Source organism: Brevibacterium sp. OS20 (assembly GCF_056837565.1).
The window spans coordinates 531,462-544,208 of sequence record NZ_CM166367.1 but is presented as its reverse complement, the minus strand read 5'-3'; the positions used below and the strand labels follow the sequence as shown (position 1 = coordinate 544,208).

Annotated in this window: 10 protein-coding genes; 2 read left to right on the top strand and 8 right to left on the bottom strand. The window is 63.8% G+C overall.

The window, feature by feature from the left end; all coding sequences use genetic code 11:
• Nucleotides 1-96 precede the first annotated feature (96 nt).
• Both ACVZTU_RS02350 and ACVZTU_RS02345 read right to left on the bottom strand, forming a co-directional pair.
• Nucleotides 97-1,410: an acyltransferase family protein gene (locus tag ACVZTU_RS02350; RefSeq protein WP_482401293.1), complete on the bottom strand. Its 1,314-nt coding sequence runs from the start codon at nt 1,408-1,410 to the stop codon at nt 97-99.
• A gap of 132 nt (nt 1,411-1,542) precedes the next feature.
• Nucleotides 1,543-3,420: an amidohydrolase gene (locus ACVZTU_RS02345; protein WP_139470391.1), complete on the bottom strand. Its 1,878-nt coding sequence runs from the start codon at nt 3,418-3,420 to the stop codon at nt 1,543-1,545.
• Between the two features lie 386 nt (nt 3,421-3,806).
• On the opposite strand from ACVZTU_RS02345, the gene ACVZTU_RS02340 reads away from it, so the two are divergent.
• Both ACVZTU_RS02340 and ACVZTU_RS02335 read left to right on the top strand, forming a co-directional pair.
• Nucleotides 3,807-4,883, top strand: coding sequence for an IS110 family RNA-guided transposase (locus ACVZTU_RS02340; RefSeq protein ID WP_139470449.1), 1,077 nt, complete (start codon nt 3,807-3,809; stop codon nt 4,881-4,883).
• 122 nt (nt 4,884-5,005) lie between these two features.
• Nucleotides 5,006-5,497 (top strand): hypothetical protein, encoded by a 492-nt coding sequence (locus ACVZTU_RS02335; protein WP_446656244.1) that lies wholly within the window; start codon nt 5,006-5,008, stop codon nt 5,495-5,497.
• 365 nt (nt 5,498-5,862) lie between these two features.
• Here ACVZTU_RS02335 and ACVZTU_RS02330 read toward each other — a convergent pair whose 3' ends face one another.
• The 6 genes from ACVZTU_RS02330 to ACVZTU_RS02305 all read right to left on the bottom strand — a co-directional run bounded on the left by ACVZTU_RS02330 (nt 5,863) and on the right by ACVZTU_RS02305 (nt 12,580).
• Nucleotides 5,863-6,921 carry a hypothetical protein gene (locus tag ACVZTU_RS02330; protein ID WP_482401292.1) on the bottom strand — a complete coding sequence of 353 codons (1,059 nt, stop codon included), beginning with the start codon at nt 6,919-6,921 and terminating at the stop codon, nt 5,863-5,865.
• Between the two features lie 547 nt (nt 6,922-7,468).
• Nucleotides 7,469-8,224 carry an iron ABC transporter ATP-binding protein gene (locus ACVZTU_RS02325; protein ID WP_139470388.1) on the bottom strand — a complete coding sequence of 252 codons (756 nt, stop codon included), beginning with the start codon at nt 8,222-8,224 and terminating at the stop codon, nt 7,469-7,471.
• Nucleotides 8,221-9,366: an iron chelate uptake ABC transporter family permease subunit gene (locus ACVZTU_RS02320; protein WP_139470387.1), complete on the bottom strand. Its 1,146-nt coding sequence runs from the start codon at nt 9,364-9,366 to the stop codon at nt 8,221-8,223. The genes ACVZTU_RS02325 and ACVZTU_RS02320 overlap by 4 nt, the downstream gene beginning before the upstream one ends.
• Before the next feature lie 6 nt (nt 9,367-9,372).
• Entirely contained in the window at nt 9,373-10,455 is a 1,083-nt protein-coding gene (locus tag ACVZTU_RS02315; RefSeq protein ID WP_482401291.1) for an ABC transporter permease, read from the bottom strand.
• Complete coding sequence (locus ACVZTU_RS02310) at nt 10,455-11,444, bottom strand: siderophore ABC transporter substrate-binding protein (protein WP_482401290.1); 990 nt, start codon at nt 11,442-11,444, stop codon at nt 10,455-10,457. Before ACVZTU_RS02310 ends, ACVZTU_RS02315 begins: the two co-directional genes overlap by 1 nt.
• Nucleotides 11,445-11,614: 170 nt before the next feature.
• Nucleotides 11,615-12,580, bottom strand: coding sequence for an inositol monophosphatase family protein (locus ACVZTU_RS02305; protein ID WP_482401289.1), 966 nt, complete (start codon nt 12,578-12,580; stop codon nt 11,615-11,617).
• Between the last annotated feature and the right edge of the window lie 167 nt (nt 12,581-12,747).

Here is a 12,747-nt window from a genome sequence, read left to right as displayed (position 1 = left end):
GACGTCCCCGCGGGGACGTCGGGCCGTTCTCATTCCGTACCTCCGCGTCCGACGCGGCAACGTTTCAGCGTGACGGTCCGGCCGCCTCGGCGAGGGTCAGCTCTTGGCGGTTCGCCGACCGGGCAGGCGAACGACACCGAAGGCAACCATGCCGACGAGCGGCAGCACCGGCCAGATCCAGGTCACGCCCCTGTCGTTGACCATTCCGGTGTCGGCCATGATCGCGAGGCCCGCGCAGATGGCCGCCGAGGCGGCGATCGGCATCCACATGGGAGGGGCGGGACGGTCGTCTGGCGCGGGTGTTTCGAACCGGCCGAAGATCGCCACGAGCACCCCGGTGATCGCCAGCAGAACCAGTGCCCACAGCGGACGGGTGAGCCACCAGATTCCGGTCAGCGGAGTCGGCAGCAGGGCATCGGCGTCGAGTCCGATGAGGACGTTGGCCAGGGCAGTCAGCGCGGTCAGGTGCCAGAGGAACCAGGTCATGATGCGCTGGTTGACGAGCACCGTGAGGAACCACAGGCCGGGGCTGCGTAGGAGTTTCGCCAGTGGGCGCTGGAGCATGAGGACGATTCCGGCCTGCGCCATGCCGAGGAAGGCCATGGTCACGCGGGTCGGGGCCGAATTCGAGATCGCGTCAGTACCGGCGGTGATCATCGACACCGGGTACGGGCCGAGCCCGACGAGAAGCCCGAGGCCGACGGCGCCGATGACGAAGAGCAACAGGCAGCGTTTGATGTTGGAGAGTCGCCCGTCGAGCCAGGCGTAGCCGAACTGGTGGAAGCTCGCCCAGACGAGCAGGTAATTCGGGTATCCGGCGAGCTTGCTGTCGGCGGCGATGCTGACGATGTCGATGATCCCGGCCATGCCGATGCCGACGATGATCGACCACCAGCCCCACTTTTCCCACAGGATCAGGCACGGCGGGGCGACGATGACGACGAGCAGGTAGGCGGCGAGGAACCAGGTCGGCACCAGTGCCATCTGGGAAGCCAGCTGCACGGCGGCAGGCTCGGCACCAGCGGCTAAGGCGATGACGCAGGTGACCAACCAGGTCAGCAGCAGCGGGATGAGCGGCAGACCGAGTCGGCGCAGGCGCGCCCTCAGCCATTCGCCGTACCCGGTGTTCCGCCGCCTCGCCGAGCGCCACGACAGGGCGTTGGAGTATCCGCCGACGAGGAAGAAGATCGGCATCACCTGGAACACCCAGGTCAGCGGGTGCGTCCACCGGGCTTGGTCGAGAAGTCCGTGCGGGTTGATGCCGCCGGTGGCGCTGACGGCGATGATCGTCCAATGGCCGAGCACGACGACGGTGATCGCCGCGGCGCGCAGGAAGTCGACCTCGCGACTGCGAGAGTCCGGGGTCGCCTCATCGACCTTGCGGGCCTGGGCCAGAAACGAGCGGGGCATGCGGGGACGTCCTTGTCGGTTGGTCGAGGGAGCAGTTGGTCGAGGGAGCAGTTGGTCGAGGGAGCAGTTGGTCGAGGGAGCGGGCAGTGCGGGTCCCGCCCATCGCCGAGGTGGTCGACCGCCTCGGCGTGGTCAGGCGCGGTATTTCACCTCGCCGCCGACGACGGTGAGCGCGACTCGGGTATCGCGGATCGCCTCGGCGTGGGCGAACAGGGCTTCTTCGGAATCGTAGCCGAGGAGGCCGTCGCGCTCTGCCGCGGCGACCTCGGGATCGAGCCCTTCGGCCGCGCACGGATCGGTGTCGACGACGATGAAGTCGGCGTCCATGCCCGGCGCCAGATATCCGCGCCGGTCCTCGAGCCCGGCGGCGAAGGCCGGTCCCTGAGTGTGCAGGCGGATGGCCTCGACGGCACTCAGCCGACGGTGCGGCTGGAAGCTCGTCGTCGCGTCTCCGGAGATGTTCGCCCTGGTCATCGCCGCGTAGATCGCGGCGAACGGGTTGGCAGGTTCGACGGGCCCATCGGAGCCGAAGACCACTTGGGCACCCGCAGCGAGCAGATCCGGCCAAGCATAAGCGGCCAGCTGCGCGGATTCGTCGATGAGGTGGAGCAGGTGCAGGTCGGAGATGCAGTGGCGCGGCTGCATCGACGCGAGCACCTCGAGCTCGGCGAACCGGGCGACGTCGGCGGGTTGGATGAACTGGGCATGTTCGACGCGGTGACGCATGGGTCGGCCGAACTTCTCCTCCGCGGCCTTCGTCGTCTCCCGCAAGCGGTCGTAGACAGCGAGCACATGATGGTTCGCCTGATCGCCGATGGCGTGGATGGCCACGGATATTCCCGCCTCGGTGGCGATGTGTGCCTGGTCGAAGAGCTCGTCTTCGGTCATCTGCACGACACCGAAGTTCTCGTCCTCACCGTCGACTGCGGGAAACGCTGAGGACATGTGCGAGGTATGCGAGCCGAGCGCCCCGTCCGAGAACAGCTTCAGCCCACCGCATTGCAGCCAATCATCGCCGTCACCGGTGTGCCAGGCGGTTTCGATCGCCCACGGCACTTCGGGTGAACGCAGGAACAAGGTCACGCGCATGTCCTGGCGACCGGCCGCGTGCAGGTCGTTCCAGCCCAAGGTCGAGGCGATGCCGTCGAAGTCATGGATCCCGGTCAGCCCCTGTGACAGGAAGAGCTCCTGGGTGGCGGCGAGGCGTTCGACTTGGTCCTCGCGGCTGGGTTCGGGGATGAAGCGGGCGACGAGATCGGTGGCGTCTTCGCGTACGAGACCTGTGAGCTGACCGTTCTCGTCGCGGACGAAGCTGCCGCCGGAAGGGTCGGGGGTCGCCTCGTCGATGCCGGCGATCTCGAGAGCGTGGGCGTTGACCCACAAGGTGTGCAGATCGAGTGACCACATCGCCACCGGATGGTCGGGGACCTCGGCGTCGAGGAGCTCACGGTCAGGGTAGCTCGGGTCCTCCCACTTGTTGAGGTCCCACCCGGAGCCGACCACCCAGGTGCCCACCGGGAGGGAATCGGCGCGTTCGCGGATGGCGGCGACCGCCTCGGGCAGCGATTTCGTCTGAGACAGATCGAGGTCGGTCAGGGAGTCGGCGTACAGGATCGAGTGGATGTGGCCGTCGACGAATCCGGGCAGAATGACCTGCCCGCCGCAGTCGATCTCATCGATCTCGAGGCCGGGGATGACCGCAGTGGCACCGACCCCACCCGCCGAGGCGAGCGCCGCCGTCGTCGACGATTCCGCGGCGGCGATGTCGAGGAGTTCGGCCCGGGTGCCGATGGCCACGATGGTCTCCCCATCAACGAGGATCGCATCCGGGGCCGGCCGCGAGGGGTCGGAGGTGGGCGAGGGGTCGGAATCGGGGGCCGTTTCTGGGGCCGCTTCTGCGTTCGATCCGATCGGGTCGGATGCGATCGACGCAGGGGTGTTCGAGTCGGGGGCACTCGAGGCGGCTTGGGGTGCGAAAGTGCGCACCACGGCGTTGGAGAACAGACGCATGGACACCAGTCTAGAGCGGGTCCGGCGAAGGCGCTGAGCGTCCCGACCACCACCCCTTCTTGCTACCTGACGGCTGTGAGTCTTGGTAGTGGCTGGTCTGGGACCGGCTGGCAGAGTAGGTGCTGGCCTCTCCACCCCGTGATCGTGACTCAACCTGGCGGTGACCCACCCCCTTTTGGTGGTGTCTTCGGGCCGATTTGTCCGATCACATGGGTGGTGCGGCCGGCACCGACTCGGCCCACCTCGGTAACTTGATCAGAAGGCTGTCCGCCCCTTGCCGGGGCGTGACTCATCACAGTGTTGTTCCGAAGTGACCTCATCCCGGACCGGTACCGGCCGCAAGCGGCCGCACAACCTATCGGTCAAACAGGGAGCTTCGAACCGCTATGTCCATTGTCGCGCACTTATACAACTTCTTCATCGGCGTCGATACACACGCCAGAAAACACGTCTACACGATCATCACCAACACCGGCATCCTCGTGGCTACCGGCAGCTTCCCGACATCTCGGGCCGGCATCAAACGGGCCCTGACCTGGGCAGGCCGGTGGACGAAAGGTGACCTCGACACCCTGTGGGTCGTGGAAGGAACCGCATCCTACGGGGCGGTGCTGACCGGTCATATCGCCACGACCGAATACCCCGTGGTCGAAGCTGGACGCATGGATGCCAAAGCCCGGTACGGCGTGGGTAAGAGCGATGAGCTCGACTCCTACCGGATCGCGAAGTCCGTGCTGGCGCTACACACCGACCAGCTGCGGTGGCCACGCCAAGGCGAAGGAGTCCGCCAGGGCCTGCGCGTGCTGTTGGCAGCCCGGGACGCGATGACCACCGAACGGACCCGGATGATCAACTCCCTGACCGCGTTGGTGCGCACTGTCGCTCTGGGAATTGATGCCCGTAACTCGTTGACCGATGCCCAGTTCGTCGAGATCTCGAAGTGGCGGTCGAGGAAGGAAGACATCGGCCTGGCCACGTCCCGGGACGAAGCGGTCCGTTTAGCTCAACGCGTCCTCGATCTTGATGACGATCTGCAGGACAACCATGACAAGCTCGCTGAACTTGTTGAGGCCAGTCCGGCGGCAGTCTTGCTGGCCGAACCCGGGATCGGTACGTTCACTGCCGCGGTGTTCTTCACCGCCTGGTCGCATCCGGGACGAGTCCGTAACGCGGCTGCGTTCGCAGCCCTGGCAGGGGCGAATCCGATCCCTGCTTCGTCGGGCAACACGCAACGACACCGGTTGAACAGGGGTGGGGATCGGCAGTTGAACCGGGCCCTGCACACGGTGATCACGAACCGGATGATCCACGATGAGAGAACCAGGGATTATGTTGCCCAGCGCTTTGGTGAGGACCCGACGAAGAAGTCGAAGAGGGAACTCAAGCGCAAGCTCAAATGGTATCTCGCGCGTCGAGTTTTCAAGATTCTCAACGGGCTAGAAACAATTCCCACGCCGGCTTGACAGACATAGAAGGATCGGCCCAGCAACCTCGCGCGAGGTTGCTGCGCCGCCGTCAGGTAGTAATTGGTGGGTGAAGGTGAGGGCGCGGCAGACGAATTTCTACGAGGAGTAGAATCGAAGGCATGACTCACTTCTTCAGCACCGATGACTCGCGGCTGGCGGCGAGCGCTCGGATCATCCTGCCCGCCATCTGGCTCGGACTCATCATCGGCATCTCGCTCATCGAGGCACCGCTGAAGTTCACCGCCCCCGGCATCACGATCCCGCTGGGGCTGGGCATCGGTCGGCTGGTGTTCGGAGTGATGAACTGGGTCGAGCTCGTCATCGCCGTGATCCTGCTGTGGTCGCTGCTGAAGTCGGGTGTCGATCGCGTCTATCGCAGTGTGGCATGCGGGCTCATCGGAGTGCTCATCATCAAGGTCGTCGTCATTCGGCCGCTGCTCAATCAGCGCACGGATGCCGTGCTCGCAGGTGTCGACGAGGGTGGGTCGTCCCTGCATCTGCTCTATATTGCCGCCGACGGACTGCTCATCGTAGGGCTGGTTGCCGCACTCGTGATGGCAGTGCGCCGTTGGGTATTGATCCGCCCGGCCGTCGCGGCAGACGACAGATAGAGGAGGCCGCTGGGTCGGCTCAGACCGAAACCGCAGCCGCCTTCCGCGCCCTCACCTGATCGAGGAAAGCTGAGAAGAGGATCCGACGGTCACGGACATCGGCGCCGTTCTCCTCCAGGTGCCACTCGAGGCCGCCGCAGCGATTGGTGCTGGGCCGCGCCTTCACCGAGCACCGAGCACCGAGCACCGAGCACCGAGCACCGAGCACCGAGCACCGAGCCATGGCAACTCAGCGGCCTCTTCGGCGAACAATCGCCTTCTGATCAGGTCATCGGGATAAAACTCGATGCGCCACACAAAACTCGATACCCGACTGTACAAAACCCGATGGTTACCGGCACAAAAGTCGATGCGCGAACTCTACATCATTCGTCCGGGCTCCCGACCATCTGCTTCAGCTCCGGCACCTGTGTGAAGATCTTGTCCCGAAAGTCGTTGAGTCTGAGCACGTCGTCGAAACTCAGATGGATGACCTTATAGCCCAAGCTGAGAAGCCGATTGTGCTGTTCGCCTTCCCTCCGGATCAGCGAGGGACCCACCAGAGCGTATTTCTCACTTCCGTCGACCGCGAGGATCGTTCGTGCCTGTTCATTGAGAAAATCGACTCGAGCAATGAAGCCTCGGCTGTCTCGGACTTCGATCTGCTGTTCGAACCCCGTCAGGTTCAAAGCGATGAGGTTGAGTCGGCATTTGCTCTCGGCTGGGTTCTCAGAGAACGGCCCGATCGCATCAACCATCCGCTGCGCGGTGACCTGGCCCGATCGCATGCGAGCAACCGCAGGATAGAACGCCGTCTTGATGATCCGACGTGCCTCGGACTGAAACTTTTCTGTATACCCGGACCTCGGATTGAAGCCAGGGAAATGATCGGCCGTCGCCTGACGCAGTACCCATTCCAGTGCTGCAAAAGCTTCGTGTTGACCCGAAATCCGAATGAGGTCCAAGGCCGTCCTGATCGCCGAGGTGGCCGCAAGGTGACCGAATCGGACCTGATCCTCTGCGGGTACCTCATCCCGCACACGGATAATCTCCTTAGTGTGCGAATTGCTCCTTGGGTGTCTGACCGTGATCGCTTGCGATGCGTCCTTGTACAAAGGTATTCCGTGGAGGACAGCCGCCGATTTGCCAACGATCACGTCCTCTGGCCGGTACCAGCGGTAACTCTGAATGCGCAGCGCTCGGAGCTGGGTCTGATACCTGAAATCGCGCTTCAGGTCGGCTGGAGTTTTGCCGACGTGGAAACTGATCCAGTCGACGTCTCTGATAAATGCCGCAATCCGACTGTGGTCTTTCACTCCGCACTCACGGATCACCGAGTACACCCCGCGGCAGAGACGAATCAGACAACAATCCAGCGCGCTCTTGATCGTTTTGGAAGAGATGCCGGCGGCGGAGAACTCTTCACGATAGATCGTATTCTTCATCTGGCGAGTATCGGCATCAGCGAACTGCCGTTAGTACCCCTTGCGCTGAGGTTGTGGACAACGTTTCGTCGTCCACAAGTCAACGACGGTCGAGTCGAGATATTCTCCACAGGCCACCGATGAACGTCTCTGCACACGAATCCCTGAGAACTCGCAGATGCTGGGCACCGCTGAGACGGTTTAGCCCAGTTGAACCTATGAACGCGCCGACTGTCTGGATTCTCTAAAGGTGCCGAATGAGAAGGTACTCCACAGTGTCTGGTGCGCAAGTGAGCGCTCAGTCCACTGGAGCCCAAGTCTGGTGATCGGCTTTTGCACCATCCGCCATCGACTTACGGGCCATCTGTCATCGCCTTCTGATCGATGCATCTGGTTCGAACTCGATGGTTCGGTCAAAAGGCGATGAGCGCCCGAGAGTCGCCTCAAGTGGCTCCTCACCATCCCCATGCTTCCCGGAACGTACCCTCCGCCGGCCCCGCCGGCGGCATGACATCAGCGCAAAGGCAGAACTCACCCGCAGTCAGACGCCCCGGAGCCCGACCCGGACTCAGAAGTACACCGCAAGGGGGCCGCGGGGTCCGTCGATGACGTCGACTGGAGTGTCGAAGACACGTGAGAGCACCTCGCCGGTCATGATCTCCTCGGGCGCACCGAATTCGATGACGGCACCGTCTTTGACCGCACAGATGTGGTCTGCGTAGTGACCGGCGAAGTTGATGTCGTGGAGGACGATGACGATGGTCCTCCCCATCTCGGCGGCGGCCCGGCGCAGGTGCTGCATCATCTGCACCGATCGCTTCATATCGAGGTTGTTCAGCGGCTCATCGAGCAGCACGTAGTCGGTGTCCTGCGCCAGCACCATCGCCACATAGGCCCGTTGCCGCTGCCCGCCGGAGAGCTCGTCGATGAACCGATTCTCCAGCTCACCGAGCTCGAGGAAGTCGATCGCCTGCGAGATCACTTCCTCATCGGCGGTCGTCAGTCGACCTTTCGAATGGGGGAACCGTCCGAAGCCGACGAGCTGCCGGATCGTCAGCCGGGTGATGAAGTGGTTCTCCTGCCGCAGGATGGACACGATCTTCGCGAGATCCTTCGACTTCGTCGAGCTGACGTCATAACCGGCCACCGAGATCGCGCCGGAATCCATCCCGAGCAGCCGCCCGATCATCGTCAGCAGAGTCGACTTTCCGGCGCCGTTCGGCCCGACCAGAGCGGTGACTCCCCCGGCAGGGATCTGCAGATCGACGGGCCCGATCGAGACTTCGTCGGCGTAGGATTTGCGGACCGATTCGAGCGTGATCACAGGCGCCCCTTTCTCAGGATGACGAGCAGGAAGGCGCCGCCGCCGACGATCTCGATGATGATCGACACGACCCCCTCGGCGTAGAAGATGTTCTTCATGACGAAGTACGCCCCGCCGAGAACGACGAATCCAATGAGCGCGGCCATCGGGAAGAGGCGTTTGTGGTCGAAGGTGTCAGCGAACTGGTAGGCGAGCATTGCGACGAGGAAGCCGAGGAAGACCATCGGTCCGATCATCGAGACGGACACTGCCATGAGGATGGAGACGAAGAAGAGGACCTTGAGCAGTTCGCCCTTATAGTTGAGTCCCAGGTTGCTCGTCATGTCCCGTCCCAGGGCCACCACATTCAGGCGTGAGGAGCAGAGGTAGAGCCCGAGGCAGGCGAGCAGGCACAGCGGGATCGACACCGGCAGGTAGCTCGAATCCGAATTCGAGATCGACCCGAACAGTCGGGCGGAGAGGACGTCGAATTCGCTCGGGGTCAGCGTCCGCTGCATGAATGTCGCGACCGAGCCGAGTCCGCCGCCGATGACGACGCCGATGAGCAGCATGAGCGCCACCGAGGAATGCCGTCCCGACAGCAGCCACCCGTAGAGCGCCAGCGACAGCCCGACCATGAGCACGAGCTGGACGATGAAGGGCACTAGCCCCTTGAGTTCGACGATCGCGGTGACTCCGAAGAAGTACATCGCCGAGGTCTGGATCGCCACGTAGAGGGACTCGAATCCCATGATCGATGGGGTGATGATCCGGTTGTTCGTCACCGTTTGGAAGGCGACCGTGCCGAACGACTGACACAGTGCCACCAGGGCGATGACGACGAGGTTCGTCAGCCGCAGCTCGGCGATCAGCCAGAACCCCGGGTCGGTGATCGGCATCGGATTGTCCCAGGCCAGGATGCCCAGAGCGATCCCCGCCGAGGCGACCGCCAGCACGATGATCATCGTCCAGTAGCGACGCTGCGACCGTTTCGTCGGAAGCGGTCCCGACGACCGCTGAGCAGTCGCAGACCCTCGCCGAGGCGGCCGACCGTACCGTGCGCCCGCACCGGACCGGTCCCCGCCGTTCACGACGGTGGCCGCGGTCGGGTGGGCCGCCTCGGTGCCGGTCCCGGTCGATTCGGTTTCATCGTTTGCGCGCATCCGAGCTCACCCGACCTTTCGCTGACGCAGGAGCAGGGCGACGAACACGGCCGCGCCGACGACGCCGAGGATGAGGGAGACGGGCAGTTCGAAGGGCATGACGATGATCCTGCCGATGAGGTCGCAGATGGTGACGATCGCGATGCCGAGCAGACACACCCAGGGCAGGTTCGAGCGCAGGTCGTCGCCGCGGATGAGCGAGACGATGTTCGGCACGATGAGGCCGAGGAACGGCAGGTTGCCGACGACGACGGTGACCACTCCGGTCGCAATCGCCACGAACACGGTGCCCAGCAGCAGGATCTGGTTATAGTTGAGACCGACGTTGGTGGCGATCTCCTTGCCGAGCCCTGCCACGGTGAAGCGGTCGGCGAGGATGAAGATGGCGACGACGACGGCCGCGACGATCCACAGGGTCTCGTACTGGCCGCGCAGGATCGACGTGAAGCTGCCGGCGAACCAGATGCCCAGCGACTGCAGCATGTCCGTCTGCACCGCGATGAATGTCGAGACAGCGCCGACGACGGCGCCGAGCATGATGCCGACGATGGGCACGATGAGCGAGGATTTCAGGGACACACGGCGCAGGAAGACGAAGAAGACAAGGGTGCCGATGAACGCGGCGATGATCGCGCCGACCATTCGCGCGACGATCGAGGCATCGGGATAGACGATGACGGTGAGCATGAGGCCGAGCCCCGCCCATTCGGTGGTGCCGGTCGTCGTCGGCTCGACGAATCGGTTCTGGGTCAGCAGCTGCATGACCAGTCCGCACATCGCCATGGCGGCGCCCGCCAGGACGAGGGCGATCGTGCGCGGGATCCGCGTGATCTGGAACATCTCGGCCCCGCCCACACCGCCGAAGATGTCGTAGACGCCGGTGAGCAGCGAGAGCGCGAGGAGGATGGCGACCCCGACGATGCCCAACAGCAGGGGCCATCCGAACAGAGGTGCCTTCGCCGAGGCGGCCCCACGTACGGACGAGACTGCCGTCCCGCTGGGGGACGGATCGACCGTTCCCTGCCGGGACTCAGCCGTCCGGTTGCGTCGGGCTTCGTTCCGACGTCGGGCCGCCTCGGCGAGGGTCATCACTTCTGAGCTTCGAGCTTGTCTGCGAAGTCGTTGAAGAACTCGGTGTACGTCTGGATGCCTTCGTTGAGGTAGGTGTCCTCGGGGAAGTAGACGATCTTGTCGTCCGTGATCGCAGGAACGTCCTTGAGCGCTTCGGAGTCTTCGAGGACTTCGGCGGCCGGGGCCGAACCTTCGTCGCGTTCTTCAGGGGCGAAGGAGGCGTCGCGGTCGAGGACGATCATGAGGTCGGGGTTCGACTTCGCGATGGCTTCGACGGAGACGTCGTCGCCCTGGTGGTCTTCGCTGCCCTCTTCGACCTCGAGGGCCGGGTCGAGGTCGAGGATGTCGAAGACCGGTCCGACGGTGCGGCCGACCGACGGTGCGGCATAGCCGATGTCGCCGGCCGAGGTGATCAGGCCCATGGCCGTGTCGTTGTCGTCGTAGGCCTTCTGGGCGCGCTCGATGGAGGCGTCGAAGTCGTCGACGAGCTTCTTCGCTTCATCCTGCTCTCCGAAGACTTCGCCGAGGACCTCGGTCTGGCGGCGCAGCTCGGCGTCGAAGTCCTCGCCGTCGCGAGGATCGAGTTCGAGCACCGTTGCCTCGGGAGCGAGCTTGGCCAGGTCGTCATGGAACTGGGCGAATCGCTGACCGTTGACGATGAGATCGGGCTTGGCCTCCACGACCTTCTCGAGGTCGGGTTCGCGGTGGCTGCCGAGGTCGAGGATGGAATCATCCTGCGTGTAGTCGAGGTCGTCGCTCATCAGGGAGACGGCGCCGCCGCTGAGTTCGATGCCCCAGTCGCTGAGCGTCTGGAACGTGCGGTTGTCGGTGGCGACAACGGACTTCGGCGGGGAGGCGACGGTCTGCTTGCCGTTGTTGTCCTCGACCTCGATCGTGGATCCGGAGTCTTCGGCCTGAGCCGAATCGGAGTCTGCCGAGCCGCAGCCGGCCAGAGTCAGAGCGACAACGCCTGCCAGGGCGCTCATTTGAAGGCGAGTCGAAACCATGGGGTCCCACTTTCAGGAATGTACGTATGAGAAAAACGTGTGCGCACACTGAAAGTAAGCTTAGCCTATGCTTTGAAAATAAAGGCAAAAAAGTATGACGTTATCTGCATCACATCTGAAGTGAGGGCTGGGTGGTCGTGTGATGGGGTGGTCGCGCGGTGGACCTCAGATCAGATGGCGGCGATGAGGCGGTCGACTTCTTCCTGAGTGTCGGCGGCGGCGGTCGGTCCGCCGGATCCTCCGCGACTGACCTTGAGTCCGGCCTCTTCGACGATAACTGCCCCACCGGCGTAGTCGTAGATGCCCAGTCCGCGTTCGGCGTAGCCGTTGACCCGACCTTCGGCGACCATGCACAGGTCGAGTGCCGCCGATCCGCAGCGGCGGATATCGTCGTAGCCGGTCATGAGGTCGTCGAGCTTGGCCAATTGGGCGCCGCGGTTGCTCAGGGCATAGGCGAATCCGGTGGCCAGGAGCCTGCCGGACAGCCCGGGCGGAGTCCCGTGCAGTCGTCGCGCCGGAACGGCGGAGCCGGCCTTGCGATGGTCGGCCAAGCGTCCGTCGACCCGAAAGGCACCGCAACCGGCAGCTGCCAGCCATGTGGCATTCAATCCCGGCGATGCGACGAGTCCGATCTGCCAGTCGCCGAGACCGCGGCCGGCAGCAGCCTCAGCTGCGGCCGCGCAGACTCCGACGGAGAACGCGTGGTGTTCGATGTTGCGGACATAGTTGACGGTGCCGTCGATCGGGTCGACATGCCATTCCAGACGCGGACCCTCGTCAGCAGCCTCGTTAAGTGCACCGACCTCCGGATCGAAGGCGTTGAGTTTGAGCAGGAAGTCCGCCGGGAAGAATTCGACCGGATCGAGGGCTTCAGAACCCTCTTCGCCGACCACGAGGTCATGGGGCCTGACTCGGTTGAGGTAGCCGCGCACAAGCGCCTCGATCTGCGCATCGGCGCGAGTGACGAGGTCATTCGGCGAGGTCTTCGTGTCGACGACACTGGCGTCGAGGCTCGCGCCGAGCAGCGGCCTCCAGGCGAGCATCTGCTCCCACGCGATGAGTGAGAGGTCGGAGGCGATGCGGATCAGAGAGTGGTCAGCGATCTCAGCGGGCAGCGATTCGAGCTCGGAGTTCATACGGCCACTCTAGACAACCCTCTCCGCATCTCGCCCGGGTGTCCGCCGCCGGCCGGGAACCGCCCAGGTCCGCGTCGTGTGTAACAAGACTGCAATACACCGGCGAATATGTACTTCTTGTATCTAAGCTGCCCGAGGAGGTCGGGAACTCCGATTGGACGGCTTTT